The following is a 25956-nucleotide window of genomic DNA, read 5'->3' as shown; positions in this document are numbered from 1 at the left end:
CACCGTGGACTTGCAGAGCATTCTGGGCAAGCTGTTCGCCAACGCCGGTGCCGTCGGCATCGAAGGTGTTTTCCAATTCGTCTTTGGCCCGCAACAGGCCTACTGGTCCGAGGTCAAGGCCAGCAGCCGCACCGAGGCCGGGCGCCACGCCAGTCCGGACGTGACCATTGAAGTCGCGGAACAGGATTTCCTCGGGATCATGGCTGGCATGGCCAACGTCGAGGAACTGTTCGCCAGCGGTCGCCTGAAAATCGGCGGCAACATGGGTTTGGCGACGCTGTTGCCACAGATCATTGACCACGCACGCAACGGTGGCGGCGCCGTGGCGGAAAAGGTCGATATGAACAAACGCTACCCGACGCCGCCACGCTTCAGCGAAAAGCTCACCGCCAGCCTGCCGACCCAGCTCAACGTCGAACACCGTGCCCGCGATGAACTGTCGGTGACTGAATTCAGAAGCCGTTATCTGCCCCACGGCGTTCCCGTGGTGATCAGCAATGCGCTGCACGACTGGCCGCTGTTCAAGCTCAGCCGCGAAGAATCGCTGGTGCATTTCGCCGAACTGCAAGGCATCACCCGCCACGGTGATTACGTGAAGAAAACGTTCTCCACCGAACGGGATTTCCGCTCGACGTCGATGGCCGACTTCATCGCCTCGCTCGACAGCCCGGCCGTCAAAGGTGCGGACGGTGAACCTCCCGCCTACATGGGCAACAACATTTTGCCGGCCGCGTTGATGCAGCAGATCAAATACCCGGCTTACTTCGATGCCTCGCTGTTTATCCCGCCGCGGATCTGGATCGGCCCCAAGGGCACGCTGACGCCGCTGCACCGTGATGACACCGATAACCTGTTCGCGCAGGTCTGGGGGCAGAAGACATTCACCCTCGCCGCACCGCATCACCGTGAAGCGCTGGGCACCTGGTCAACGGCGCCGGAAGGCGGACTGGACGGTTGCGACTTCAACCCGGATGCGCCGGATTACCTGCGTTTCCCCAAGGCGCGCGACGTGACGTTCCTGCGGGTGACGCTGGAGGCTGGGGACTTGCTGTTTTTGCCGGAGGGCTGGTTCCATCAGGTGGAATCGGTGTCGACGTCGTTGTCGGTGAACTTCTGGGTGAACTCGGGACGCGGGTGGTAACACTGCAAATCCTGTGGGAGCGAGCCTGCTCGCGAAGGCTATTTCACATTCAATATGAGTGTTGAATGACAGACCGCTTTCGCGAGCAGGCTCGCTCCCACAATGACAATCTCATTTCAGATGGCGATAACTCTGTATCGCCGAACCCAACACCACCGCCCCGGCCACGATCGCCAGCCAGAACCCGCTGCGCGCGCCGAAGGCATCGACCAACGCACCAGAGCCCGCCGCACCGATCGCCACGCCGATGCTCAATCCCGTTACCAGCCAGGTCAGGCCTTCCGTCAGTTTGGCCGGCGGCACGATGCGCTCGATCAACGCCATCGCCACAATCAGCGTCGGCGAGAAGAACAGCCCGGCGACGAACACGGCCACCGACAAGCCGAAAATATTGCTCGCCAGCAGTAGCGGCAGTGTCGTCACCGCTGTCGCCACTCCACCGTACAAAAACAGTTGCGGCAATGGCAACTTCGAGCGCATCGCACCGAAAGCGATACCGGACAGAAATGAGCCGATACCGTACACCGACAACACAATGCTTGCCGCCGCGGGCTGACCCTGTTGCTGGGCGAACGCAACGCTGACGACATCGATGACACCGACGATGACGCCCATGGCCGTCATCAACAGCAGTAGCAGTTGCATGTCCGTGGAACGAATGATCGAGCCTTGATGGTGTTCCTCATGCGGATGCACCGTTGGCTCGGTGCTGCGCTGGGCAACAAATGCTGTAACGCCGACTGCCAGCATCAACAGCCCCGCCAACGGCCCGGCTTCGGGAAACAGCGTCACGCACAGCCCGACCGACAGCGGCGCTCCGACGATAAAGCAGACTTCATCGAGCACCGACTCCAGCGCATAAGCAGTCTGTAGTTGCGGCTGGCCACGATAGATTTCCGTCCAGCGCGCCCGCACCATCGCCGACATGCTCGGCATGCACCCGGCCAGCGCAGCGAACACAAACAGCGTCCAGGCTGGCGCCTGCAAGCGGGTGCAGAGCAGCAACATCAACAGCGCCCCGCCGCCGATCAACGCCGATGCCGGGAGAATTTTTCGCTGGCCATAGCGGTCAACCAGCCGCGACACCTGTGGCGCGCAAAACGCCGTTGCCAGTGCGAACGTCGCCGCCACCGCACCCGCCAACGCATAGCCGCCCTTCAACTGCGAGAGCATGGTGATCACACCGATACCGGTCATGGAGATCGGCATGCGCGCGATCATTCCGGCCAACACAAAATTGCGTGCGCCGGGGGCGTTGAATAGTTCGCGGTAGGGGTTTGCCATGGATTGCAGCCTCATCAAGGGCCGCCAAGTTGCCATAGGGTCGGGTGTCGGGGAAGCGGGGAATTGTTGGTGGAATGTGAAGGAGTGAAGTCCAAGGGCCTTTTGATAAACAGATGACTCAGCCGCCCCGGCGAGCCTGCCGGTGTCAACTGACCAGACCGATGGAAACCTCCGTCGGATGCTGGATCGACGTTGACCACCCGTCGCAAAACGCACAGACCTGTCAGGTATGACAGGTGCCTTTTTTGGCCAATAGGGCTCTGATGACCCTGCGCTCAACCGCGAAGGAATCGTCAATGAAATCGCCCTGGACCGTCCCACCGCTGTATGGACTTGCGCCCTTTAGAGTCGACCTCTCTCTGGCGGCAGAAGTGGATGATCGCCTCATGCCGTGGATCGAGCAGGTCGGGATTTTTCCAGGTAAGCACAAAAAAGTGCGGGCGATGGGCTTCGGGCGCTTCGCCGTGCTGTGTCATACCGACACCGATGATCCCGATCGTCTGCTACTGGCGGCGCAATGTTTTGCCGCTCTCTTCGCTGTCGATGATTACTACTGTGATGACGAGAGAACCGGATCGGAACCGAAAATGGTCGGCCCGCGACTGTCCGTGGCGCTGGCGGCACTGGAACCGGTGTACTTGAGCGAACGGTTCCGGCCCGGTCTTGAGCAGGCATTGAGCAGCGATCCGGTATTGGTCGCTCTGCGCGGCTATCTGGCGCGGGTGGAGGCCCTCGCAACACCGGCACAGGTCGCACGCGTACGCCATGAAATCATCGCCATGTTCGTGACCATGAGCGCCGAAGCGACCTGGCGCACCGAAGGTCTCACGCCAGCGCTTTGGGAATATCTGGCCCACCGTCAGGTCAACAGTTTCCTGCCGTGCCTGTCGTTGATCGACATCATCGGGGGCTATGAACTGCCCGCGAATGTGTATAGCGCACCCGATGTGCGACGCGTCACGACACTGGCCGCCAGCGCGACGATCATTGCCAATGATCTCTTTTCGGCGCTGAAGGAACAGCAAGCCGGGATCGGTGATTTCAACCTGCCCTTGCTGTTGATCCGCGAACAGCAATGTTCGCCTGAACAAGCGATGGCGCAAAGTGCCGCCATTCACGACGAAATCATGCATTTGTACGAGGCGGCAGAAAGCAGCGTACTGCCGCAGGCCTCGCCGTTACTCAAATGCTATCTGACAGGCCTCAAGTGCTGGCTGGCCGGCAGCGTAGAGTGGCATCGCACCAGTGGGCGCTATCAGGTCTAAAGCTATCGATCTTTTCATGATCGCGAGATGAACTCTCGCCGCCGCTCGTCAGTCAGCTAAATAAGCCCACCGACCCAAGGCGCGACGTTGCATGCACATTTCCCTCGCCCGACAAACAGCCCTGATCACCGGCGCCAGTTCCGGCATCGGCTACGCGTGTGCCAAAGCCCTGGCCGCAGCCGGCGCTGCTGTCGTCATCAACTACAACCGCCAGGCCGAACCTGCGGAAGCATTGGCCCGGCAGATCATCGCTGACGGTGGACAAGCCATCGCCATCGGCGCCGATGTGTCGAAAGAAGACGAGGTTGAACGGCTGTTCGCTGCGGCTATCGATGCCTTCGGCTCACTGGATATTCTGGTGGCCAATTCCGGTCTGCAAAAAGACGCCGCCGCTGTGGATATGTCGCTGGACGACTGGAACGCGGTGATCGGCGTCAACCTCACCGGGCAGTTCCTCTGCGCCCGCGCCGCCCTGCGAATTTTCAATCGCCAGGGCGTTCGCCAAGGCGTGTCGCGCGCGGCCGGCAAGATCATCCACATGAGCTCGGTGCACCAGCGCATTCCCTGGGCCGGGCACGTCAATTACGCCGCGTCCAAGGGCGGCGTCGATCAACTGATGCAGACCCTCGCGCAGGAAGTCAGCCATCAACGCATTCGCATCAATGGCATCGCGCCGGGGGCGATTCGCACGGCGATCAATCAAGACGCCACCGAAGGCGCGGCCGCTGAAAAGCTGCTCGAACTGATTCCCTACGGGCGCATCGGCGATGCTGAGGACGTTGCCAATGCGGTGGTCTTTCTCGCCTCGGACGCCTCCGATTACATCGTCGGTACCACCCTGTTCATCGACGGCGGCATGAGCCTCTATCCGGAGTTTCGCGGCAATGGCTGAGCATCACCTGGAACGACAAAGCCCGATCGATGCCCACGGCATCATCGGCGACATGCGCAGCGCGGCACTGATCAACGACCGTGGCAGCGTGGATTTTTTCTGTTGGCCGGAGTTCGACAGTCCATCGATTTTCTGCGCGTTGCTGGACACCCCTGATGCGGGGATTTTCCAGTTGGCGCCTGACTTGCCCGACGCCCGCCGCGAGCAGATCTATCTGCCGGACACCAATGTTCTGCAAACCCGCTGGCTGAGCGAGCGGGCGGTGGTGGAAGTCACCGATCTGCTGCCTATCGGAGACAGTGACGATGCCCTGCCGCTGCTGATGCGGCGGGTTCGTGTAGTGAGCGGCTCGGCGACTTTCACGATGCGCTGCGCCGTGCGCCACGACTACGCCCGAGCCGACACCCGAGCAGAGATGGATCAACAAGACGTGACGTTCAGCGCTTCCGGCCAACCGTCACTGCGCCTGGCTTCGGATCAGCCGATGCAGATCGACGCGCAAGCGGCGGTGGCGCAATTCACCCTCAAGCAAGATGAAACGGCGGCGTTCATGCTCGGTGCGACCGACGATCCGCGATTCGCCGAAGGCGCCGGACACTTGTGCATGGAACGCACGCTGAAGTTCTGGCGCGACTGGATCGGACAGTCGATTTACCGCGGGCGCTGGCGGGAGATGGTCAATCGCTCGGCCCTTGCGTTGAAACTGCTGACCTCGCGCAAACACGGCGCCATTCTCGCTGCCGCGACCTTCGGCCTGCCGGAAACGCCGGGTGGCGAACGCAACTGGGATTATCGCTACACATGGATCCGCGATGCCTCGTTCACGGTGTACGCGTTCATGCGCCTGGGTTTCGTCGGCGAAGCCAACGCCTATATGGGCTGGTTGCGCGGGCGGGTCAGCGACTGCTGTGGCCAGCCGATGAAACTGAATATTCTGTACGCCATCGACGGACAACAGGAATTGCCGGAAACCGAACTGGATCACCTGTCGGGACACGGCGGCGCGAAACCGGTGCGCATCGGCAATGGCGCGTACGACCAGATCCAACTCGACATCTTCGGCGAGCTGATGGACGCGGTGTATCTGGTCAACAAATATGGCGACGCGATTTCCCACGAGGGCTGGAAACATGTGCGTGAAGTCGTCGATCAAGTTTGTGAAACGTGGCAGACCAAGGATGTAGGGATTTGGGAAATGCGCGGTGAACAGCACCACTTTCTGCACTCGCGCTTGATGTGCTGGGTGGCGCTGGATCGAGCCATTCGTTTGGCGTCGAAACGTTCGCTGCCGGCACCGTTTGCGCAATGGGATCAGACCCGGCAAGCGATCTACGCCGATATCTGGGACAACTTCTGGAATGAAGAGCGCGGGCATTTCGTTCAGTACAAGGGTGGCACGGCGCTGGATGGCTCGATGTTGTTGATGCCGCTGGTGCGTTTCGTCAGCGCCAAGGATCCGCGCTGGCTGTCGACCCTCGCGGCCATCGAAAAGACCCTCGTGCGCGACGGCATGGTTTATCGCTATCGCAACGACGACAGCAATATCGATGGCCTGGCCGGCACCGAAGGCGCCTTCGCGGCGTGCTCGTTCTGGTACGTCGAATGCCTGGCTCGCGCGGGACAGGTTGAAAAAGCCCATCTGGAGTTTGAGCAATTGCTGCGTTATGCCAATCCGCTGGGGTTGTATGCCGAGGAATTCGACAGCCATGGCCGGCATCTGGGCAATACGCCGCAAGCGCTGACACATCTGGCGTTGATCAGTGCGGCGAGTTTTCTCGATCGGCGCTTGAGCGGGGAGAAGAGTGAGTGGCAGCCGTAATTTCGCCAGGGTATGTAGGAAATCTGCCGCATCTACGCGCTTCCCGGGGCTAACCCCTACACACAAATAAACAGAGTCGCAGTTCCTGTGACGAGTGAGCTTGCTCCCGCCGGGTCGCGAAGCGGCCCCGATTCCTTATCCCAATTGCGCCAAAAACACCGTATTGCCTGGCTTTGCGGCTACTGCGCAGCCGAGCGGGAGCAAACTCCCTCGCCACACAGGGCGTGTCTGGATGCCTGCATCTATTAAACAAATCCTTGCCAATCCCTTCCCCGCAAACTGCACTTACACCCTGAAATACCTTGTTGCCAGCCGTTACATCCACCCCTACCATCCACCGCAACGGGCACAGCGGAGCTGTCCAACAAAACCCGAATTCAAGGAACCAGAATGTCCCAGCACGTCCAACGCACCATCGACACGCCCCTTCGCAGCGGCCTGACCCGCACCCAACTTTGGGAAGCCGCGGACAAAGGCCTGATCAAATGCTGGGAAATCGGCCGCCAGCGCGCCGCGCGTTTTCCCGACCTCGCACAAAAATGTCTCGCCGGCGAACTGCCCGTGCTCGGCTGGAAGGGTGGCGTGAGCCGCAGCCTGAAGAAAAACGAAAAGTATGGCTCACTGAAATACCTGGCCCAGTGGCAGGGCTTGCGTGGCGAAGATCTGGATATTGATTTGAGCGAAGAGCGTTCGCTGACGTGCTCAGGGACGAAGATGCGGGTGACGTTTACCCCGGATCGGACGAAGTATTTCAATCAGCTGGCGGAAGCCGAGGTTTAGTTGAAGGAGAACCCCCAAGGCATTACGGGTTAACCACTGCACTGACCGAGAACCGCTCACGATAGGCTTGCGGCGTCACGCCGATCGCGCGCAGAAAACTACGGCGCAACGTCTCCTCACTACCAAAACCGCAATTGGCCGCGATGCGTTTGACTGGCAATCCGGTGTCGCTTAACAGTCGCCGCGCGGTCTCGACACGGATCAGTTCAATCGCCCGCGCCGGGGTCTGCCCCGTGTCGGCGCGGTAGTGGCGGACGAAACTGCGTTCACTCATGCCAGCCTGTTCGGCCAGGGTCGGAACGCCGAGGTCGCAGGTGAGGTTCTCGGCGATCCACGCGTGCAGTTCATCAAAACGATTGCCCTGATTCTGCAACGACAGGGTCACACTGAATTGCGATTGCCCGCCCGGGCGTTTGAGGAACACCACCAGATGGCGGGCGACATCCAAAGCGATGTCGCTGCCCAGATCCTCCTCGACCATCGCCAATGCCAGATCGATACCGGCAGTGACTCCTGCCGAGGTCCAGACCGGGCCGTCATTGATGAAAATCGGATTGGCTTCGACTTGCAGTTTCGGATGCTGCTGCGCCAGTTGTTCGCAGCGGGTCCAGTGGGTGACCACGCGACGGCCATCGAGCCAACCACTGGCCGCCAACAGAAATGCACCCGTGCACACCGAGGCCACACGCCGACATTTAGCGGCGTGCTCGCGTACCCAATCCACCAACAGCACATCTTCGGCGGCAGGATAAATGCCCCAGCCACCGGCGATGATCAGCGTGTCGCTGGCCACGTCCGGCAACGGCTCGGCCAACACCGCCAACCCCGCCGACGACATCACCGCCCCGCCGCCGCTGGCAATCACGCTCGGCGCATAAGGCATCGGCAAGCCGCGCTGGCGGGCGATGTCGTTGGCCGAGGCGAACACCTGCAACGGCCCGGTGACGTCGAGAATCTGCATGTTGGCAAACGCGAGTACATGGATGGCTTTGGGCATTTGGCGTAATTCGTGGGGTTATTGGCGTATGCGCCAGAACCTACGCGCCTACAGTGAAGCCGTCCACCCCTTTTCATGGAGCAAGAACGATGACGTTGCAGATCGGTTTTCTGTTGTTTCCGCAAGTTCAGCAACTCGACATGACCGGGCCGTACGACGTGCTCGCCTCGTTGCCGGGCGTGCAGGTGCACTTGATCTGGAAGGATCTGATGCCGGTCACCGCCAGCACCGGGCTGCTATTGAAACCGACCATCACGTTCGAGGATTGCCCGTGTCTGGATGTGATCTGCATTCCCGGTGGCGGCGGTGTCGGGCCGTTAATGGAAGACGCGCAGACGCTGGACTTCATCAAACGCCAGGCCCTTCAGGCGAAATATGTGACCTCAGTGTGCACCGGCTCGCTGGTGCTCGGCGCGGCGGGCCTGCTGCAAGGCAAACGCGCGACCACGCATTGGGCGTATCACGATTTGCTGCCGACACTGGGCGCGATTGCGGTGAAGGATCGGGTGGTGCGTGACGGTAATCTTTTTACCGGTGGCGGAATTACGGCTGGGATTGATTTTGCCTTGGTGCTGGCTGAAGAGTTGGTGGGTGCCGACGCGGCGCAACTGATCCAGTTGCAATTGGAATATGCGCCGGCACCGCCGTTCAACGCAGGCAGCCCGGAGACTGCGCCGGGGGCGATTGTCGATGAAGCACGATTGCGCGCCGCGCCATCGCTGAAGCTGCGCACGGAAATCACCGAACGTGCTGCCGCGAAACTCAATCTGCACTGATCCCAAGCCAAACGCAAAACCCTGTAGGAGTGAGCCTGCTCGCGATAGCGGTGTGTCATTCAACGCAGATGTTGGCTGATCCACCGCTATCGCGAGCAGGCTCACTCCTACAGTTGATCGGGTTACCAAGGATATTTTGGTTGTCCCCGATCACCGCCACACCTTAACTTGTCCCCACGCCCCCACCCGTGTAGAAAGCCCCTCCACACATTTGCACAGGGACTTTCGATGAAGGCTTTGCCATGGCTCTATCTGGCACTTCTCAGCCTCGGTTATGGATGGGCGCTGAGCTACGGCCACCTCGGCTGGCTGGCTTTGATTTCCGTTGGATTGCTGGTGTTCGCAGGCTTTGCCGTGCGCCAGCAACAGGTGCCGGTCGCGCGTTTTCTCGGCCATGGCCTGTTCATCGTGCTGACCCTGGCGCTGGCACTGCATTGGCTGCCGGGCTTCGCCAACGGTCGCGCCATCGATCCGCAACGCTTCACCGATGACGCCGTACCGTTCTCGATGTACCTGAATCTGGATAAACCGCTGATTGGTTTCTGGCTATTGCTGGTCTGCCCGTGGATTGTCGGGCGACGGTCGTTGCGCCTGAGCGTGTACGCCACCGCTCTCGCCCTGACGCTGAGCGCGGTTCTGGCTCTCGGCGGCGCGCTGTTGCTGGGCGTAATCGCTTGGGCGCCGAAGTGGCCGGATCAGGCGTGGCTATGGGTGCTGAACAACCTGCTGCTGGTGACCTTGGTCGAAGAAGCGCTGTTTCGCGGCTATATACAGGGCGGCCTCAGCCAGCGCTTCAAACACCTGCCGTACGGCGACAACCTCGCCCTGCTGCTGGCCTCGTTGCTGTTTGGTCTGGTGCATGCCGGCGCGGGCTGGACCTGGGTGTTGCTGGCAGGGCTGGCGGGTGTCGGCTATGGTCTGGCCTATCGTTTTGGCGGGCTCGGCGCGGCGATCGCCACGCATTTCGGCCTGAACCTGCTGCATTTTGGCCTGTTCACCTATCCGATGCTCGCCGGCTGAAGCAAGCGCCGTTTTGCGACGCCGTGCTGATTATTGAAAAAAAATTTCAATAAAAAGCTGTCACCGCCGACAACCTTTCAAAGCCTTGCGGATTGAAAAACCATGCGTAATAACCAGCCCATTACACAACGCGAACGGACTTTCCCGGCTCAGCAGCGGTTGATCTCCACAACTGATGCCAAGGGCGTGATCACCTACTGCAACGACGCTTTCGTCGAGATCAGCGGGTTTTCGCGTGAAGAACTGATCCGTGCGCCGCACAATCTGGTCCGTCACCCCGACGTCCCGGCTGCGGTGTTTTCGCACATGTGGGGCACATTGAAACAAGGCTTGCCATGGATGGGCATTGTCAAGAATCGCTGCAAGACCGGTGACCATTACTGGGTTAACGCCTATGTCACACCGGTGTTCGACGGCAATCAGGTGGTCGGTTACGAGTCGGTGCGGATCAAACCCACCGCCGAACAGATCCGCCGTGCCGAAGCGCTCTACCAACGCATCAACCAAGGCAAGTCGGCGATCCCTTCCAGCGATAAATGGCTGCCGGTGTTGCAAGACTGGCTGCCGTTCATTCTGGTCAGTCAACTGAGCTTCGTGATCGGCGCGACCCTGAATTCGCAGTGGGGCTTCGCCCTCGCCGCCGGTCTGTCGGTGCCGCTGGGCCTGATGGGCCTGCAATGGCAGCAACGCGGGCTCAAACGCCTGCTGCGTCTGGCCGAGCAGACCACCTCCGACCCGCTGATCGCGCAGATGTACACCGACAGCCGTGGCGCCCAGGCGCGTCTGGAAATGTCGATCCTCAGCCAGGAAGCCCGCCTGAAAACCTGCCTGACCCGCCTGCAGGACACCGCCGAACACCTGACCGATCAGGCCAAGCAATCCGACGCCCTGGCGCACAACAGCTCCAGCGGTCTGGAACGTCAACGCGTGGAAACCGAACAGGTCGCCACCGCCGTCAACCAAATGGCCGCCACTACTCAGGAAGTAGCGAGCCACGTGCAGCGCACCGCCGACGCCACTCAGGAAGCCAATCGCCTGACCGGTCGCGGCCGTGACATCGCCGGGGAAACCCGCGAAGCCATTCAGCGTTTGTCGGTCGTCGTTGGCGAAACCGGTTTGACCGTGACCCAACTGGCCAAGGACAGCGACGAAATCGGTGGCGTGGTTGATGTGATCAAAGGCATCGCTGACCAGACCAACCTCTTGGCACTGAACGCTGCGATTGAAGCCGCGCGTGCCGGTGAAATGGGCCGTGGATTTGCCGTGGTGGCTGACGAAGTTCGCCAATTGGCGCAACGCACCAGTGAGTCGACTGGGCAGATTCATGCCCTGATCGCCAAGTTGCAGCAGACGGCTTCGAGTGCCGTGCAAACCATGGAAGCCGGCCATCGCCAGGCCGAAGAAGGCGTAGCGCGGGTGCTGGAAGCGGATCAGGCGTTGGTCGGGATCAGTGAAGCCGTGGCTAATATCACCGACATGACCACGCAGATTGCTGCGGCGACCGAAGAGCAAAGTGCTGTGGCTGAAGAGATCAGCCGCAACATCAGCAATATTTCGGAGTTGGCGGATCAGACTTCCGAGCAAGCGCATAACTCGGCGTTGCTGAGTGAAGAGCTGACGAAGACGGCGAATACGCAGTACTCGTTGGTGGAGCGGTTTAACCGCTGATTGAACTGGTGATAACAAAAAACCCGGACAGCGAGAGCTTCCGGGTTTTTTGTTGCTTGTATGAAATAGATGTTGTTTGGCTGACCGCTTTCGCGAGCAAGCTCGCTCCCACATTGGAACTGCTCGGAACCACAGTTCTGTGTCCGACGACAATCTCCTGTGGGAGCGAGCCTGCTCGCGAAGAGGCCTTCTCTGCCGGCGAAGATCTCACTCAAGCAATGCAGACACTGCCTACAACTCGCCCAGAATGAGCCGACTGGTGCTCGTTAAGGCCAGGTTCTATTGTTTGCCGGTCAAAACTTATTCACATAAGCTGGTCAGCATGAATACACATCCTTCGGAGGCTCCGATGGCCACCACCCGAAAAACCGACAAACCCAGCAAAAAGGAAGTTCGTGAAGAACTGACATTCCTTGATGTTCGGCAAGCCGCGCGTGATGGGCAGAAAGTGTTCGATAAATTTGTGATCACTGGCAGGCTACCTATTACAAAGTAGGCCTGGATGCCAGCCATCAAAATTTCTGCACTTTTTGAACGAATCAATAACTGGCAAAACTTTGCTGCACACTTCTACAACTACAAAATCTGCGATGAATTACCTGCCATTTTCGGGCGGGATGAACGACTCGATCTGAGCGACATGCACCATATCCACCTTGCCAGTACACAGGCACTGCAGGCTCGATGGGCAAAAATCAATCGTCAGTATTACCGGACAGCATTGGTTAATGATGCTGACAATGACTTTTGGCTGATTTATGCCTATGACGCTTTTCGGGATGAGTACTTGCTACTGACAATCACCGACCCGGATGCCCATAACCGAAGCGAGTGGGGGTCATTTTTGCGCACCGTGCATTGTGAAATCGTTGAACCCTGGGCATTAGGCAGGATTATCTTTCCCGATCTGGATGATTTGTGATTCAAAGAGCTAATCGAGACCGGCAACAAGCGAAAGATCGCTACCTGCGCACCGTCCATGCCGATGATCTGTAAGGGCTGTGGCAGGCTGCGATCCTTTGATACTGCAAAACCGGGCAGCGAAAGCTTCCGGTTTTTTTTATCGCGTGTCTGAAATTGATAGTGCTTGGCAGACCACCTTCGCGAGCAGGGCTCGCTCCCACTTTGGAACGTAGTGGGATCACAGATTTGTGTCCGACGACAATCCCCTGTAGGAGTGAGCCTGCTCGCGATGAGGCCATAACAGCCAGTTAAATTATTGAGGCAGCTTCAGCTTATCCAGCAGTCGATTGACCAACAGCTCGTTGAGCATGATCACCTGTTGCAGCGCCAGCAGCGGTTTGCGTTCCGGGCCGCCGATTGAGTTGGCGATGTTACCGGCCATGGCATGGGCGTATGAAAGCGACTCGCTCGCCTCGACCAGCAGGGTTTCGTCATCCAGCGTGGGGTCGACGAGATAGACCGGGCGAAACTTGGGCGGGTTTGGCGGAGCACCCAGTGCTTCGGGTCGGAGGTAGTAGTCGAGGGCGCGGTCGGTTGCTTCTTTGATCTTTTGCGGGCTAAGCACGGGGTCGTGTGGGATTGGATCGGTAACGGGCGGGTTTGGTGTGATTTTGAACATAGGTGTAACTCCAGTTTCGAATATTAGGAGCCATCACCCTCGCTACCAAACGAGTGGGTGGTGGCCATACGTGGGTTGGTAGACCGGTCGAAACGGGAAACCCGGCGCTCACGAATGAGCCCCACGCATGTCCACCATAAAAATCTGAGCCCCCAGAAAGAGACTGCATACGGTGACACAATACGGTTTCGAAGCGGGCTACCAAACCCGATCACTGTTTTCCAGTGACAGAGAAACGATACAACCCACCTCATAGCCGCGTAAGCAGGCGGATTCTGGCGTACGCGTAGGTAACGGCGCAAGGTGTTGTAGGCCCGATGGCGTAACGGTTCGTGTACTTTAAACGCGCTCACAAAATCATGTTGACGCACAGGAAATGCTGGACAGAGAGCGCTTCCAGTTTTTTATCGTGTCAGCGAAATCGCCCCTCACCCTAACCCTCTCCCAGAGGGAGAGGGGACTGACCGAGGTGTTTGGGCAAGGTATACCGACGTGCAATACCGCGTTGAACTCAAGCACTGAAAAGCACACAAATCGGCTCTTCTCCTTCCCAGAGAGAGGTGACTGACCGAGGCGTTTGGGCAAGGTACGCCGACGTGAAATACCGAGTCGAGTTCAGATTCTGAAAAACAGATCAAAAGCCCCTCACCCTAACCCTCTCCCAGAGGGAGAGGGGACTGACCGCGTGGAATGGAAGAGATACGCCGACGTGCGATACCGAGTCGAACTCAGATTCTGAAAGGCCCACCATCGGCTCCCTCTCCCTCCGGGAGAGGGCTGGGGTGAGGGAAAAATCCACCACAAATCCAAAGCCGACTACGCCCCGCTCTTCACCACTCAATAGGCCGAGTGTCAGCTCGCCTGCTTTTGATCTTGATCCACGGGCGACGTCGGAAGGCTTCGTTCCGGGATTGATCCGGGCGTGGGAGCGCAGCGACCGTTTGGCGCAGCCAAACACAGCGAGAGGAGGTGCAGCGAAGCAAACCGGAGACGCTGCGCCCGGATCGCTCCCGGAGCGAAGGAACCCCGAGCCCCAGCGAGCGGGCCGCACGTAGGAGCAAGCCTTTTTGGTTACTTTTCGGCGTCTGGAAAAAGTGACCCGCCGTAAGGGCGGAACCCTGAGCGGCCGTTACCGCAGCAATGGATATGCACTCAGATCGAAAAATGTGTCGCGTTCAAGATTTACCCCCTCACCCCAGCCCTCTCCCCCAAGGGGGCGAGGGGGAAGGGAGCCAATCTCCATGCAGTTCAAAATCCAATTCAACTCGATCTACCCCGCAGAAACCCGCTCACACGCTCGGCGGCGCTGGCCAAATGCTGCTCATGGGTAAACCCAGAAACCTTCAACGGCTTCAAATCATGATCGCCTGCAGCTAGCCACGTCACCTCAATACTCGGTGATAAGGCGTAAGCCTCAACCGCCTCACGATTGCCCAACGCATCCCGCTCGCCTTGCACAATCAACGTCCGCGTCTGCAAAGAAGCCAAATGCTCAACCCGCGGCTTCTCCGGCTTCCCCACCGCATAAAACGGATACCCCAGACACACCAACGCATCAGCGCCCAATTCGTCAGCCAAGAGACTCGCCATCCGCCCCCCCATCGACTTCCCGCCAATCGCCAAAACCCCAGCGACATGACGCCGCACCTCGGCATACACCTCACGCCAACATTCCTGCAATTTCCCCGCAGGATTCGGCGGCCGCTTCACCCCATCCACCCGCCGCTGCGCCATATAAGGAAACTCAAACCGCAAAACATTCACCCCAAGCCCGGCAAGGCGCCCAGCCATGTCGTTCATCCACTCGCTATCCATCGGCGCACCAGCACCGTGAGCAAGGATCAACGTCGCCGCAGCCTCACCACGGGCGGCATCCCAAAGCCACCCATGATCACGCACGCACTGCGCCCATTGATCCCCGTCAATACTGGCCTTGTGCTGTTTGTCCATGCTTGCCTCGCTTTTAGTCTGCCTATAACTCCAGACGAAGGATTCGCCGCGTATTTGCGCGCGCTCACTTCGGCTGAACCGTGGATGGGGAACCATGAACACTTCTATCAGTACCGCCTACAACTACAAGGTGGTCCGCCAATTCGCCATTATGACGGTGGTGTGGGGCATCGTCGGCATGGGCCTCGGGGTTTTTCTCGCGGCCCAATTGGTCTGGCCCGAACTCAACTTCAATTTGCCCTGGACCAGTTTCGGCCGTCTGCGCCCGCTGCACACCAACGCGGTGATCTTCGCGTTCGGTGGCTGTGCGCTGTTCGCCAGTTCGTTCTACTCGGTGCAACGCACCTGCCAGACCCAATTGTTTGCGCCAAAAATCGCCGCGTTCTGCTTCTGGGGCTGGCAACTGGTGATCCTGTTGGCGGCGATCAGCCTGCCACTGGGTTACACCAGTTCCAAGGAATACGCCGAGCTGGAATGGCCGATCGATATCCTGATCACCATCGTCTGGGTCGCCTACGCCATCGTGTTCTTCGGCACGATCATGCAGCGCAAGACCAAGCACATTTATGTGGGCAATTGGTTCTTCGGCGCGTTCATCATCACCGTGGCGATTCTGCACATCGTCAACAACCTTGAGTTGCCGGTGAGTTTCACCAAGTCGTACTCGGTGTACGCCGGTGCAACCGACGCGATGGTGCAATGGTGGTACGGCCACAACGCCGTAGGCTTTTTCCTCACCGCCGGTTTCCTCGGGATGATGTACTACTTCGTGCCGAAACAGGCCGAGCGTCCGGTGTACTCGTATCGTCTGTCGATCGTGCACTTCTGGGCGTTGATCACCCTGTACATCTGGGCCGGCCCGCACCACTTGCACTACACCGCGCTGCCGGACTGGGCACAGTCGCTGGGCATGGTGATGTCGCTGATTCTGCTGGCACCGAGCTGGGGCGGCATGATCAACGGCATGATGACCCTCTCGGGCGCCTGGCATAAGTTGCGCAGCGACCCGATCCTGCGCTTCCTCGTGGTCTCGCTGGCGTTCTACGGCATGTCGACCTTCGAAGGTCCGATGATGGCGATCAAGACCGTCAACGCCCTCTCCCACTACACCGACTGGACCATCGGCCACGTACACGCCGGCGCCCTCGGTTGGGTGGCGATGATTTCCATCGGCGCGCTGTACCACATGATCCCGAAAATCTTCGGCAAAGCGCAGATGCACAGCGTCGGTTTGATCAACGCGCACTTCTGGCTCGCGACCATCGGCACCGTGCTCTACATCGCGTCGATGTGGGTCAACGGCATCGCCCAGGGCCTGATGTGGCGCGCGGTGAACGAGGACGGCACGCTGACCTACTCCTTCGTCGAAACCCTGGTGGCCAGCCACCCAGGCTTCGTCGTGCGGCTGATTGGTGGGGCGATCTTCCTCAGCGGCATGTTCCTGATGGCTTACAACACCTGGCGCACCGTGCGGGCCTCGCAGCCTGCTGATGTCGTTGCTGCCGCGCAGATGGCCTGAGGAGTCCGCCATGAAACACGAAACGATTGAAAAGAACGTCGGCCTGTTGATGTTGCTCATGGTGTTCGCCGTGAGCATCGGCGGCCTGACCCAGATCGTCCCGCTGTTCTTCCAGGACGTCACCAACAAACCGGTGGAAGGCATGAAGCCCTACACCGCGCTGCAACTGGAAGGCCGCGACATCTATATCCGCGAAGGCTGTGTCGGTTGCCACTCGCAGATGATCCGCCCGTTCCGCGCCGAAACCGAGCGCTACGGGCACTACTCGGTTGCAGGCGAAAGCGTTTGGGATCACCCGTTCCTCTGGGGCTCGAAACGTACCGGTCCGGATCTGGCCCGGGTCGGCGCGCGTTACTCGGATGACTGGCACCGCGCGCACTTGTACAACCCGCGCAACGTCGTACCGGAATCGAAAATGCCGGCCTATCCGTGGCTGGTTACGCAAGCGGTCGACAGCAGCCACACCGAAACCAAGCTCAAGACCATGCGCACCCTCGGCGTGCCGTACACCGACGACGACATCAGCGGCGCAGTGGCCAGCCTCAAGGACAAGACCGAAATGGACGCCCTCGTCTCCTACCTGCAAGTGCTCGGCACTGCGATCAAGAGCAAGAGGTGAGCACGATGATCATTGAAATGAGTGCAGGCCTGATTCGTGGCCTCGGCACGGTCGTGGTGTTCGTCGCCTTCGTCGGTTTGACGCTTTGGGTGTTCAACCGCAAGCGCACCCCGGAGTTTGCCGAAGCACGTCTGCTGCCGTTCGCCGACGAACCGCAAGCCGAAACAACCCAAGCAAATGAAACAAGGAGTACCCGGCCATGACCACCTTCTGGAGTACGTGGATCTGCGTACTGACCATCGGCAGCCTGATCGGCCTGACGTGGCTGCTGATCGGCACCCGCCGGGGCGAAACCAAGGGCAGCGTCGACCAGACCATGGGCCACAGCTTCGACGGCATCGAGGAGTACGACAACCCGCTGCCGCAGTGGTGGTTCATGCTGTTCGCCGGCACGCTGGTGTTTTCCGTGGGCTATCTGATCCTCTATCCGGGCCTGGGCAACTGGAAGGGCATCCTGCCGGGTTACGAGGATGGTTGGACCGGTGTCCACGAGTGGGAAAAGGAGATGAACAAAGCTGACGCCAAATTCGGGCCGATCTTCGCCAAGTTCGCCGCCATGCCGGTGGAAGAAGTGGCGAAGGATCCGCAGGCACTGAAAATGGGTGGCCGCTTGTTCGCTTCCAATTGCTCGGTGTGCCACGGTTCCGATGCCAAGGGCGCGTTCGGCTTCCCTAACCTCGCCGACAGTGACTGGCGCTGGGGCGGCGACGCCGACACCATCAAGACCACCATCATGGGTGGCCGGATGGCGGCGATGCCGGCCTGGGGCGAAGTGTTGGGCGAGGCCGGGGTGAAAAACGTGGCCGCCTATGTGCGTCACGAACTGGCCGGGCTGCCATTGCCCGCCGACAGCAAGGCTGACCTGCAAGCCGGACAACAGGCGTTCAGCACCACGTGCGTAGCCTGTCATGGGGCAACCGGCCACGGCACTGAAGCCATGGGTGCGCCGAATCTGACGCATCCGGCCGGGTTTATCTATGGCACCAGCCTGACTCAACTCGAGCAGACCATTCGCCATGGTCGCCAGGGCCACATGCCGGCGCAGAACGAGCTGTTGGGTAACGATAAAGTGCAATTGCTCGCCGCTTATGTGTACAGCCTATCTCACGGATTGAATACAGAAAAACTGATTACTGAAGACAACAACAAGTAAGTATTGCGTACACCTCTGCCGCACCTGTCTCGGTGCGGCAGCATCCAGCCCCTTTGCGACGCATTGTCGCACCCCTTCACACCCTCACCTTTCGGTTCCCCGGATTCGGGTCTACGCTTGCTCGATGCGGACTGGCTTGTGCCGGTTCCAGGTCAACGCTGACTGCTGTGTTCCGCGAACCGGCTGACTGATGTGGCCGCAAACGCCGGTAGATACCGGCTGTCGTGCCATTTACCGTCCGTCACCCGAACCGAGCGTTTGAACGCACCCCGTTACAAGCGACCTGAACCCCTCGCTTTTTTCGTCCGCTGCGACATTTTGTCCGAGGCCGATTTTGTCCTTACGCGGCGCATGGAAAGGCCGCAGAATCAGCGTTGGAAAGCATTGACCCAGGTCATGGCGCGTTGCAATGACCCCCTGCTCTCTGCATACTTGCGGCCGATTTTAATCCTAATAAAACACCCAAACCGTGGAACCTTAGAATGAGCACAGCAATCAGTCCGACTGCTTATAACTATAAGGTAGTCCGCCAGTTCGCCATCATGACGGTGGTCTGGGGGATCCTTGGCATGGGGCTCGGTGTCTTCATCGCCTCGCAACTGGTCTGGCCGGAGTTGAACTTCGGTCTGCCGTGGACGAGCTTTGGACGCCTGCGCCCGTTGCACACAAACCTGGTGATTTTCGCCTTCGGTGGTTGTGCACTATTTGCCACTTCCTACTATGTCGTGCAGCGAACCTGCCAGACGCGACTGATTTCCGACAGCCTTGCGGCCTTCACCTTTTGGGGCTGGCAAGCGGTGATCGTCGGCGCGATCATTACCTTGCCGCTGGGCTACACCACCACCAAGGAATACGCGGAACTGGAATGGCCGATCGCCATTTTGCTGGCCATTGTCTGGGTCACCTACGGTCTGGTGTTCTTCGGCACCATCACCAAGCGCAAAACCAAGCACATCTATGTCGGTAACTGGTTCTACGGTGCGTTCATCGTCGTCACCGCGATGCTGCACATCGTCAACCACATGTCGCTGCCAGTGAACCTGTTCAAGTCCTACTCTGCCTACTCCGGCGCGACCGACGCGATGATCCAGTGGTGGTACGGCCACAACGCGGTGGGCTTCTTCCTCACCACCGGTTTCCTCGGGATGATGTATTACTTCGTGCCGAAACAGGCCGAACGTCCGATCTACTCATATCGCTTGTCGATCGTGCACTTCTGGGCACTGATCACCCTGTACATCTGGGCCGGCCCGCACCACTTGCACTACACCGCGCTGCCGGATTGGGCACAATCGCTGGGCATGGCAATGTCGATCATCCTTCTGGCGCCAAGCTGGGGCGGCATGATCAACGGCATGATGACCCTGTCGGGCGCCTGGCATAAGCTGCGCACCGACCCGATCCTGCGTTTCCTCGTGGTCTCGCTGGCGTTCTACGGCATGTCGACCTTCGAAGGTCCGATGATGGCGATCAAGACCGTCAACTCGCTCTCGCACTACACCGACTGGACCATCGGCCACGTACACGCCGGCGCTCTGGGCTGGGTAGCGATGATCTCGATCGGCGCGATCTACCACATGATCCCGCGTCTGTTCGGCCGTGCGCAGATGCACAGTGTCGGCCTGATCAACGCGCACTTCTGGCTCGCGACCATCGGCACCGTGCTGTACATCGCGTCGATGTGGGTCAACGGCATCACTCAGGGCCTGATGTGGCGTGCAATCAACGACGACGGCACCCTCACCTACTCGTTCGTTGAAGCGCTGCAAGCCAGCCATCCGGGTTACATCGTCCGTGCCCTGGGCGGTGCTTTCTTCGCCAGCGGCATGTTCCTGATGGCTTACAACGTCTGGCGCACCGTGCGCGCCTCGAACCCGGTTGAAGCCGAAGCCGCCGCCCAGATCGCTGTCGTTGGAGCTCACTGATGAAGCATGAAGCTGTCGAGAAGAATATTGGCCTGCTGGCCTTCTTCATGGTCATCGCCGTCAGCATTGGCGGCCTGACCCAAATCGTTCCGCTGTTTTTCCAGGACGTCACCAACAAGCCGGTCGAAGGCATGAAGCCACGTTCGGCGCTGGAGCTGGAAGGCCGCGACGTTTACATCGCCAACGGTTGTGTCGGCTGCCACTCGCAGATGATCCGTCCGTTCCGTGCTGAAACCGAACGCTATGGCCACTACTCGGTCGCCGGTGAAAGCGTCTGGGATCACCCGTTCCTGTGGGGTTCCAAACGTACCGGTCCGGATCTGGCCCGTGTCGGCGGTCGTTACTCCGATGACTGGCAACGTGCGCACTTGTACAACCCGCGCAACGTGGTCCCTGAGTCGAAAATGCCGGCTTACCCGTTCCTCGTGGAAAACAAGCTCGACGGCAAAGAGACGGCCAAAAAAATGGAAGTCTTGCGCACCCTCGGCGTCCCTTACACCGACGAAGACATCGCCGGTGCACAGGCCGCCGTGAAGGGCAAAACCGAAATGGACGCGCTGGTGGCCTATCTGCAAGGCCTGGGCACCATCATCAAAAGCAAACGGTGAATTAGATGGATATCGGGATGATTCGTGGCCTGGGCACCGTTGTCGTGATGGTGGCCTTCATCGGTCTGGCCTTGTGGGTGTTCAGCCCCAAGCGCAAGTCGGAGTTTGAAGACGCGACCTTGTTGCCTTTTGCGGATGACCCCGAAGCCATCAAGCACGTCGAGCAAGCTTCTAGGAGTAACAAAGAATGACTACATTCTGGAGTCTGTACGTCACAGTCCTCAGTCTCGGTACGATCTTCGCCCTGACCTGGCTGCTGCTGTCGACCCGCAAGGGCCAGCGCAGCGAACAGACGGACGAGACGGTCGGGCACTCCTTCGACGGGATCGAGGAGTACGACAACCCACTGCCTAAATGGTGGTTCATGCTGTTTGTCGGCACGATCATTTTTGCCCTGGGTTACCTGGTGCTGTACCCGGGCCTGGGCAACTGGAAAGGTCTGCTGCCGGGCTACAACTACCTCGATAACGACAAGCAGACCGCGTTCGCCAACGGCCAGACCGGCTGGACCGGCGTGCACGAGTGGGAAAAGGAAATGGCCCGTTCGGACGCCAAGTTCGGTCCGATCTTCGCCAAGTTCGCCGCGATGCCAATCGAAGAAGTGGCCAAGGATCCGCAAGCGCTGAAAATGGGTGGCCGTCTGTTCGCCTCCAACTGCTCGGTGTGTCACGGTTCCGACGCCAAGGGCGCTTACGGCTTTCCTAACCTGACCGACGCCGACTGGCGCTGGGGTGGCGAGCCGGAAACCATCAAGACCACCATCATGGGCGGTCGTCACGCGGTGATGCCAGCCTGGGCTGAAGTGATTGGTGAGCAAGGCGTTGCCGACGTGGCAGCGTTTGTCGTGACCAACCTGGATGGCCGCAAGCTGCCGGAAGGCACCAAGGCTGACCCGGCCAACGGCGGCAAACTGTTCGCCGCCAACTGCGTGGCCTGCCACGGTCCGGCCGGCAAAGGCACTCCCGCCATGGGCGCGCCTGACCTGACCCACCCGGGTGCTTTCATCTACGGTTCGAGCTTCGCGCAACTGCAGCAGACCATCCGTTACGGCCGTCAGGGCCAGATGCCGGCGCAGGAACAACTGCAAGGCAACGACAAGGTTCACCTGCTGGCGGCGTATGTTTACAGCCTGTCCCACGGTGAAAAAGCACCGGAAGCGAACGCCGAGTAAGGCCATCGCTTGAAGCACAAAAAGGCCCCGCCAATATTGATTGGCGGGGCCTTTTTTCATGCTGGCATTCATGACTTGAAACGTTTGCTCAATAGACCTGAGGAGAGCTGCCCTGTAGGTTTTTCTCACCCCGATGAGCAGCATCGGGTCAACCTTCAAGGATGAAGCCTACATGTCAAAAAATGACCAAAACACATTGCCAAAACGTTTGCAGCCCCGCCCTGATCATCACGCAACGCCGGTAAAAACGCCTGCTACGCCCGCTAGCTCAACATTGCCAGACACCGCTGGCCATCCGGGAAACGGAGGTGGTCTGGACGGTCTCGGCGGCGGGCGATTGCCCTGACACGGGGCAGCAAAACACAGCGAACATTTGCCCAATACCCTGCGCCCCCGCCGTTCGGCAGGGGCGCTTTCGCCGGTGCCGTTATGACAGTGATAAACCTATCGTCCGCAATCCACCTTTTCGATTGCCGCGCAAACTCCAAGGTAGTAACGTTTCTACACCCGAATCTCTGGAGGCCAAACATGATGGCCATCACGACCATTTCCAGCCGCGAATTCAATCAGGACACCAGTGCAGCCAAAAAAGCCGCGCATCAGGGTCCGGTCATCATTACCGATCGTGGCAAGCCTGCCCATGTACTGCTGAGCATCGAGGAATACCAGAAACTGACCGGTAGCCAGACCAGCATCGTCGACCTGCTGGTCATGCCGAATGCGCCTGACATCGAATTCGAACCCGAGCGCGCCGTCATCACCCCTCGCCGTGTGGATCTGTCCTGATGTTTCTACTCGATACCAACGTGGTCTCCGAACTACGAAAACCCCAAGCCGACCCACAAGTGGTGACATGGGCAAACAGCGTCGCCCCGGCCAGCCTGTATCTATCGGCAATTACCGTACTGGAACTGGAAACCGGCATTCTGCGCATCGAACGCCGCGACCCACCGCAAGGAGGGATGCTGCGTAACTGGCTTGAGCGCCACGTCAAACCGGCATTCTCGGGAAGAATCCTCTCGGTCGATAGCGCCGTCGCCACCCGATGCGCTCAGTTGCACGTCCCTGATCGCAGCAATGAATGCGATGCCTTGATTGCCGCCACTGCGCTTGTACACGGGCTGACCCTGGTCACCCGTAATGTTGCCGACTTTCAACTCAGCGGCGTTCATCTGATCAACCCATGGATCGCTGCCAATAGCTGATCGTGAAAAGCCCCGCCAGATTACTGATGGGGCTTTTTTGACGATGGCCAGCCCCAGCGAACTGAGCACCCCTGAGAACCCTGGATTAGCCGCCACGCCAAAACCGTCCATACTCAACAAGTCAATTGACCTGCATCAGGCTTTGCTGCATTCGCTACACCATTCAGGTTTTTTACCCAACGCGACCAAAGGTCGCACCCTTGAACCAGAGCGACCGGCGTATCATTGCGCCACTGCAACACCCCTTTTTGACCTTGGTTGGCACGTATCGACCGAGGCATTTTTCCACTGCCGTGGGATGCAATGATGAGCAACCAGATTCCGGTACACGACGTCACACCACCGAGCAAAAACGCGAACAACAGCGTTGACCTTTACGCCTCCAGAGAAAAAATCTACACCCGCGCGTTCACCGGCCTGTTCCGCAATCTGCGGATGATGGGCGGCGCGGCATTGTTCCTGCTGTATTTCGGCACGGTGTGGCTGAACTGGGGCGGTCATCAGGCCGTGTGGTGGAACCTGCCGGAGCGCAAGTTCTTCATTTTCGGCGCCACCTTCTGGCCGCAGGACTTCATCCTGCTCTCGGGCCTGTTGATCATTGCCGCGTTCGGCCTGTTCTTCATCACCGTGTATGCCGGCCGCGTCTGGTGCGGTTACACCTGCCCGCAAAGCGTGTGGACGTGGATTTTCATGTGGTGCGAGAAGGTCACCGAAGGCGACCGTAACCAGCGCATCAAGCTCGACAAGGCGCCGATGAGTGCCAACAAGTTTCTACGCAAAGCCGCCAAACATTCGATGTGGCTGCTGATCGGTTTTGTCACCGGCATGACCTTCGTCGGCTACTTTTCGCCGATCCGTGAACTGGTTTTCGAGTTCTTCACAGGGCAAGCCGATGGCTGGTCGTATTTCTGGGTCGGTTTCTTCACCCTCGCCACCTACGGCAACGCCGGCTGGTTGCGCGAGCAGGTGTGCATCTACATGTGTCCATATGCGCGCTTCCAGAGCGTGATGTTCGACAAGGACACGCTGATCGTCTCCTACGATCCACGTCGCGGCGAAAGCCGTGGTCCGCGCAAGAAAGGCATCGATTACAAGGCCCAAGGCCTCGGTGACTGCATCGATTGCACCATGTGTGTTCAGGTCTGCCCGACCGGTATCGACATCCGCGACGGCCTGCAGATCGAATGCATCGGCTGCGCCGCGTGCATCGATGCCTGCGACAGCATCATGGACAAGATGGATTACCCGCGTGGCCTGATCAGCTACACCACCGAACACAACCTGTCCGGGCAGAAAACCCATAAACTGCGGCCACGCCTGATCGGCTACGCCGTGGTGTTGCTGGCGATGATCAGCCTCTTGGTCACTGCGTTCTTCATGCGTTCGCTGGTCGGTTTTGACGTCAGCAAGGACCGCGTGCTGTACCGCGAAAACGCCGAAGGCCGGATCGAAAACGTCTACAGCCTGAAGATCATGAACAAGGATCAGCGCGACCACACCTACTTGCTGGAAGCCGCCGGCTTGCCGGATCTGCGCCTGCAAGGCAAGCGCGAGATCAAGGTCGCGGCCGGCGACATCGTCAGCATGCCGGTCGAGTTGTCGAGCGCGCCGGAACAACTGCCATCGAGCACCAACGAGGTGAAATTCCTCCTCAAGGATGCCGATGATGACAGCGTCCACGTTGAAGCCAAGAGCCGATTCATCGGCCCACAAATCCGCTGAGAGAACTGAACATGCCCGCAGCAAACGCCGCAAGTCCTTGGTACAAGCACCTATGGCCATGGATCATCATCGGGATTCTGGCCTGTTCGGTGACCCTGACCCTGTCCATGGTGACCATCGCGGTGAACAACCCGGACAACCTGGTCAACGACAACTACTACGAGGCTGGCAAAGGCATCAACCGTTCGCTGGATCGTGAGCTGTTGGCGCAGAACCTGAAGATGCGTGCGGCGGTGCATCTGGATGGCATGACCGGTGAAGTTGATTTGCGTTTGAGCGGTGACAGTCAGCCAAAGACGCTGGAATTGAATCTGATCTCGCCGACGCAGCCGGAGAAGGATCGCAAGATTGTTCTGACTCGCAGCGAAAGCGAAACCGGCCGTTATATTGGTCAGTTGGGTGACAAGGTTGAGGGTCGTCGCTTTGTTGAACTGCTCGGTAGTCAGGATGATCATGTGTGGCGCATGTTCGAAGAAGAGCTGGTCAGCCATGACAAGGATCTGCTGCTGGGTGATGAGCCGCTGCAAGGTGCCGAAGACTTGAAGAAGTAAACAACTTCAAAAGCCCCCTCACCCTAGCCCTCTCCCCCAGGAGAGGGAACTGATCTCGAGTGTTTGCACGTTTTGTGTATGACAGTGAAAATCCAGGCTCACACCGATCGACTCCCTCTCTCTCCGGGTGAGGGGACTGATCTCGAGTGTTTGCACGTTTTGTGTATGACAGTGAAAATCCAGGCTCACACCGATCGGCTCCCTCTCTCTCCGGGTGAGGGGACTGATCTCGAGTGTTTGCACGTTTTGTGTATGACAGTGAAAATCCAGGCTCGCACCGATCGGCTCCCTCTCCCTCCGGGAGAGGGC

General features: G+C 59.1%; 26 protein-coding genes. 22 read left to right on the top strand and 4 right to left on the bottom strand.

Going from position 1 to position 25956, the window contains the following annotated elements; genetic code table 11:
- Positions 1–4: 4 nt before the first annotated feature.
- Positions 5–1141 carry a cupin-like domain-containing protein gene (locus AC5SEM_RS06160; protein WP_495472388.1) on the top strand — a complete coding sequence of 379 codons (1137 nt, stop codon included), beginning with the start codon at positions 5–7 and terminating at the stop codon, positions 1139–1141.
- Positions 1142–1252: 111 nt separating this feature from the next.
- Here the strand turns inward: AC5SEM_RS06160 and AC5SEM_RS06155 are convergent, their stop codons facing one another.
- On the bottom strand, positions 1253–2425 hold the full coding sequence (locus AC5SEM_RS06155; protein WP_077571878.1) for an MFS transporter: 1173 nt from the start codon (positions 2423–2425) through the stop codon (positions 1253–1255).
- Positions 2426–2688: 263 nt separating this feature from the next.
- Between AC5SEM_RS06155 and AC5SEM_RS06150 the strand changes: the two genes are divergently transcribed.
- The 4 genes from AC5SEM_RS06150 to AC5SEM_RS06135 all read left to right on the top strand — a co-directional run bounded on the left by AC5SEM_RS06150 (position 2689) and on the right by AC5SEM_RS06135 (position 7181).
- Positions 2689–3690 carry a family 2 encapsulin nanocompartment cargo protein terpene cyclase gene (locus tag AC5SEM_RS06150; protein WP_495472387.1) on the top strand — a complete coding sequence of 334 codons (1002 nt, stop codon included), beginning with the start codon at positions 2689–2691 and terminating at the stop codon, positions 3688–3690.
- 91 nt (positions 3691–3781) lie between these two features.
- Complete coding sequence (locus AC5SEM_RS06145) at positions 3782–4582, top strand: glucose 1-dehydrogenase (RefSeq protein ID WP_495472386.1); 801 nt, start codon at positions 3782–3784, stop codon at positions 4580–4582.
- Positions 4575–6401: a glycoside hydrolase family 15 protein gene (locus tag AC5SEM_RS06140; protein WP_495472385.1), complete on the top strand. Its 1827-nt coding sequence runs from the start codon at positions 4575–4577 to the stop codon at positions 6399–6401. The genes AC5SEM_RS06145 and AC5SEM_RS06140 overlap by 8 nt, the downstream gene beginning before the upstream one ends.
- Before the next feature lie 390 nt (positions 6402–6791).
- The gene (locus AC5SEM_RS06135; RefSeq protein ID WP_495472384.1) at positions 6792–7181 is read left to right on the top strand and encodes a hypothetical protein; all 390 of its coding nucleotides are present in this window, start codon (positions 6792–6794) and stop codon (positions 7179–7181) included.
- 22 nt (positions 7182–7203) lie between these two features.
- Here the strand turns inward: AC5SEM_RS06135 and AC5SEM_RS06130 are convergent, their stop codons facing one another.
- A complete protein-coding gene (locus AC5SEM_RS06130; RefSeq protein ID WP_495472383.1) occupies positions 7204–8178 on the bottom strand; it encodes a GlxA family transcriptional regulator in 975 nt (324 codons plus the stop codon).
- 89 nt (positions 8179–8267) lie between these two features.
- Between AC5SEM_RS06130 and inhA the strand changes: the two genes are divergently transcribed.
- The 5 genes from inhA to AC5SEM_RS06105 all read left to right on the top strand — a co-directional run bounded on the left by inhA (position 8268) and on the right by AC5SEM_RS06105 (position 12564).
- Positions 8268–8954: an isonitrile hydratase gene (gene inhA / locus AC5SEM_RS06125; RefSeq protein ID WP_495472382.1), complete on the top strand. Its 687-nt coding sequence runs from the start codon at positions 8268–8270 to the stop codon at positions 8952–8954.
- A 228-nt stretch (positions 8955–9182) separates the two neighbouring features.
- On the top strand, positions 9183–9974 hold the full coding sequence (locus AC5SEM_RS06120; RefSeq protein WP_495472381.1) for a CPBP family intramembrane glutamic endopeptidase: 792 nt from the start codon (positions 9183–9185) through the stop codon (positions 9972–9974).
- A gap of 102 nt (positions 9975–10076) precedes the next feature.
- The gene (locus tag AC5SEM_RS06115; protein ID WP_122604914.1) at positions 10077–11642 is read left to right on the top strand and encodes a methyl-accepting chemotaxis protein; all 1566 of its coding nucleotides are present in this window, start codon (positions 10077–10079) and stop codon (positions 11640–11642) included.
- Positions 11643–11991: 349 nt separating this feature from the next.
- Positions 11992–12138, top strand: coding sequence for a hypothetical protein (locus tag AC5SEM_RS06110; RefSeq protein ID WP_163005103.1), 147 nt, complete (start codon positions 11992–11994; stop codon positions 12136–12138).
- Between the two features lie 6 nt (positions 12139–12144).
- Positions 12145–12564, top strand: coding sequence for a type II toxin-antitoxin system YafO family toxin (locus AC5SEM_RS06105; RefSeq protein WP_495472380.1), 420 nt, complete (start codon positions 12145–12147; stop codon positions 12562–12564).
- Between the two features lie 294 nt (positions 12565–12858).
- On the opposite strand, the gene AC5SEM_RS06100 is transcribed toward AC5SEM_RS06105, so the two are convergent.
- Both AC5SEM_RS06100 and AC5SEM_RS06095 read right to left on the bottom strand, forming a co-directional pair.
- Positions 12859–13224 carry a DUF6124 family protein gene (locus tag AC5SEM_RS06100; protein WP_495472379.1) on the bottom strand — a complete coding sequence of 122 codons (366 nt, stop codon included), beginning with the start codon at positions 13222–13224 and terminating at the stop codon, positions 12859–12861.
- 1260 nt (positions 13225–14484) lie between these two features.
- Positions 14485–15174, bottom strand: a complete 690-nt coding sequence (locus AC5SEM_RS06095) for an alpha/beta family hydrolase (RefSeq protein WP_495472378.1) — start codon at positions 15172–15174, stop codon at positions 14485–14487.
- A gap of 94 nt (positions 15175–15268) precedes the next feature.
- Between AC5SEM_RS06095 and ccoN (AC5SEM_RS06090) the strand changes: the two genes are divergently transcribed.
- The 12 genes from ccoN (AC5SEM_RS06090) (at position 15269) to AC5SEM_RS06035 (ending at position 25647) form a co-directional block, all read left to right on the top strand.
- Positions 15269–16693: a cytochrome-c oxidase, cbb3-type subunit I gene (gene ccoN, locus AC5SEM_RS06090; RefSeq protein ID WP_008082029.1), complete on the top strand. Its 1425-nt coding sequence runs from the start codon at positions 15269–15271 to the stop codon at positions 16691–16693.
- A gap of 10 nt (positions 16694–16703) precedes the next feature.
- The gene (gene ccoO / locus AC5SEM_RS06085; protein ID WP_077571868.1) at positions 16704–17312 is read left to right on the top strand and encodes a cytochrome-c oxidase, cbb3-type subunit II; all 609 of its coding nucleotides are present in this window, start codon (positions 16704–16706) and stop codon (positions 17310–17312) included.
- A 5-nt stretch (positions 17313–17317) separates the two neighbouring features.
- On the top strand, positions 17318–17515 hold the full coding sequence (locus tag AC5SEM_RS06080) for a cbb3-type cytochrome oxidase subunit 3 (protein ID WP_077572245.1): 198 nt from the start codon (positions 17318–17320) through the stop codon (positions 17513–17515).
- Positions 17512–18465: a cytochrome-c oxidase, cbb3-type subunit III gene (ccoP, locus tag AC5SEM_RS06075; RefSeq protein ID WP_236428690.1), complete on the top strand. Its 954-nt coding sequence runs from the start codon at positions 17512–17514 to the stop codon at positions 18463–18465. The genes AC5SEM_RS06080 and ccoP (AC5SEM_RS06075) overlap by 4 nt, the downstream gene beginning before the upstream one ends.
- A gap of 482 nt (positions 18466–18947) precedes the next feature.
- A complete protein-coding gene (gene ccoN / locus AC5SEM_RS06070; protein WP_034152833.1) occupies positions 18948–20390 on the top strand; it encodes a cytochrome-c oxidase, cbb3-type subunit I in 1443 nt (480 codons plus the stop codon).
- Complete coding sequence (gene ccoO, locus AC5SEM_RS06065) at positions 20390–20998, top strand: cytochrome-c oxidase, cbb3-type subunit II (RefSeq protein ID WP_077571866.1); 609 nt, start codon at positions 20390–20392, stop codon at positions 20996–20998. Before ccoN (AC5SEM_RS06070) ends, ccoO (AC5SEM_RS06065) begins: the two co-directional genes overlap by 1 nt.
- A 5-nt stretch (positions 20999–21003) precedes the next feature.
- A complete protein-coding gene (locus AC5SEM_RS06060) occupies positions 21004–21189 on the top strand; it encodes a CcoQ/FixQ family Cbb3-type cytochrome c oxidase assembly chaperone (protein ID WP_003175465.1) in 186 nt (61 codons plus the stop codon).
- A complete protein-coding gene (ccoP, locus tag AC5SEM_RS06055; protein ID WP_007917163.1) occupies positions 21186–22169 on the top strand; it encodes a cytochrome-c oxidase, cbb3-type subunit III in 984 nt (327 codons plus the stop codon). The genes AC5SEM_RS06060 and ccoP (AC5SEM_RS06055) overlap by 4 nt, the downstream gene beginning before the upstream one ends.
- Positions 22170–22700: 531 nt before the next feature.
- The gene (locus AC5SEM_RS06050; protein ID WP_495473446.1) at positions 22701–22955 is read left to right on the top strand and encodes a type II toxin-antitoxin system Phd/YefM family antitoxin; all 255 of its coding nucleotides are present in this window, start codon (positions 22701–22703) and stop codon (positions 22953–22955) included.
- Entirely contained in the window at positions 22955–23374 is a 420-nt protein-coding gene (locus tag AC5SEM_RS06045; RefSeq protein WP_495472377.1) for a type II toxin-antitoxin system VapC family toxin, read from the top strand. The genes AC5SEM_RS06050 and AC5SEM_RS06045 overlap by 1 nt, the downstream gene beginning before the upstream one ends.
- A gap of 306 nt (positions 23375–23680) precedes the next feature.
- Positions 23681–25096, top strand: a complete 1416-nt coding sequence (gene ccoG / locus AC5SEM_RS06040; protein ID WP_212622591.1) for a cytochrome c oxidase accessory protein CcoG — start codon at positions 23681–23683, stop codon at positions 25094–25096.
- 11 nt (positions 25097–25107) lie between these two features.
- Positions 25108–25647 carry a FixH family protein gene (locus tag AC5SEM_RS06035; protein ID WP_127926516.1) on the top strand — a complete coding sequence of 180 codons (540 nt, stop codon included), beginning with the start codon at positions 25108–25110 and terminating at the stop codon, positions 25645–25647.
- The last annotated feature ends 309 nt before the right edge of the window (positions 25648–25956 follow it).

Source organism: Pseudomonas sp. CH61 (assembly GCF_059429415.1).
Note: the sequence above shows the minus strand (reverse complement) of the source record. Positions and strands in the feature narration are given on the sequence as shown.

Excerpts from the sequence above, each read along its gene's own strand:
- AC5SEM_RS06155 (WP_077571878.1), bottom strand. The coding sequence starts at position 2,425 with ATGGCAAACCCCTACCGCGAACTATTCAACGCCCCCGGCGCACGCAAT.
- AC5SEM_RS06150 (WP_495472387.1), top strand. The coding sequence starts at position 2,689 with ATGACCCTGCGCTCAACCGCGAAGGAATCGTCAATGAAATCGCCCTGG.
- AC5SEM_RS06145 (WP_495472386.1), top strand. The coding sequence starts at position 3,782 with ATGCACATTTCCCTCGCCCGACAAACAGCCCTGATCACCGGCGCCAGT.
- AC5SEM_RS06140 (WP_495472385.1), top strand. The coding sequence starts at position 4,575 with ATGGCTGAGCATCACCTGGAACGACAAAGCCCGATCGATGCCCACGGC.
- AC5SEM_RS06135 (WP_495472384.1), top strand. The coding sequence starts at position 6,792 with ATGTCCCAGCACGTCCAACGCACCATCGACACGCCCCTTCGCAGCGGC.
- AC5SEM_RS06130 (WP_495472383.1), bottom strand. The coding sequence starts at position 8,178 with ATGCCCAAAGCCATCCATGTACTCGCGTTTGCCAACATGCAGATTCTC.
- inhA (WP_495472382.1), top strand. The coding sequence starts at position 8,268 with ATGACGTTGCAGATCGGTTTTCTGTTGTTTCCGCAAGTTCAGCAACTC.
- AC5SEM_RS06120 (WP_495472381.1), top strand. The coding sequence starts at position 9,183 with ATGAAGGCTTTGCCATGGCTCTATCTGGCACTTCTCAGCCTCGGTTAT.
- AC5SEM_RS06115 (WP_122604914.1), top strand. The coding sequence starts at position 10,077 with ATGCGTAATAACCAGCCCATTACACAACGCGAACGGACTTTCCCGGCT.
- AC5SEM_RS06110 (WP_163005103.1), top strand. The coding sequence starts at position 11,992 with ATGGCCACCACCCGAAAAACCGACAAACCCAGCAAAAAGGAAGTTCGT.
- AC5SEM_RS06105 (WP_495472380.1), top strand. The coding sequence starts at position 12,145 with ATGCCAGCCATCAAAATTTCTGCACTTTTTGAACGAATCAATAACTGG.
- AC5SEM_RS06100 (WP_495472379.1), bottom strand. The coding sequence starts at position 13,224 with ATGTTCAAAATCACACCAAACCCGCCCGTTACCGATCCAATCCCACAC.
- AC5SEM_RS06095 (WP_495472378.1), bottom strand. The coding sequence starts at position 15,174 with ATGGACAAACAGCACAAGGCCAGTATTGACGGGGATCAATGGGCGCAG.
- ccoN (WP_008082029.1), top strand. The coding sequence starts at position 15,269 with ATGAACACTTCTATCAGTACCGCCTACAACTACAAGGTGGTCCGCCAA.
- ccoO (WP_077571868.1), top strand. The coding sequence starts at position 16,704 with ATGAAACACGAAACGATTGAAAAGAACGTCGGCCTGTTGATGTTGCTC.
- AC5SEM_RS06080 (WP_077572245.1), top strand. The coding sequence starts at position 17,318 with ATGATCATTGAAATGAGTGCAGGCCTGATTCGTGGCCTCGGCACGGTC.
- ccoP (WP_236428690.1), top strand. The coding sequence starts at position 17,512 with ATGACCACCTTCTGGAGTACGTGGATCTGCGTACTGACCATCGGCAGC.
- ccoN (WP_034152833.1), top strand. The coding sequence starts at position 18,948 with ATGAGCACAGCAATCAGTCCGACTGCTTATAACTATAAGGTAGTCCGC.
- ccoO (WP_077571866.1), top strand. The coding sequence starts at position 20,390 with ATGAAGCATGAAGCTGTCGAGAAGAATATTGGCCTGCTGGCCTTCTTC.
- AC5SEM_RS06060 (WP_003175465.1), top strand. The coding sequence starts at position 21,004 with ATGGATATCGGGATGATTCGTGGCCTGGGCACCGTTGTCGTGATGGTG.
- ccoP (WP_007917163.1), top strand. The coding sequence starts at position 21,186 with ATGACTACATTCTGGAGTCTGTACGTCACAGTCCTCAGTCTCGGTACG.
- AC5SEM_RS06050 (WP_495473446.1), top strand. The coding sequence starts at position 22,701 with ATGGCCATCACGACCATTTCCAGCCGCGAATTCAATCAGGACACCAGT.
- AC5SEM_RS06045 (WP_495472377.1), top strand. The coding sequence starts at position 22,955 with ATGTTTCTACTCGATACCAACGTGGTCTCCGAACTACGAAAACCCCAA.
- ccoG (WP_212622591.1), top strand. The coding sequence starts at position 23,681 with ATGAGCAACCAGATTCCGGTACACGACGTCACACCACCGAGCAAAAAC.
- AC5SEM_RS06035 (WP_127926516.1), top strand. The coding sequence starts at position 25,108 with ATGCCCGCAGCAAACGCCGCAAGTCCTTGGTACAAGCACCTATGGCCA.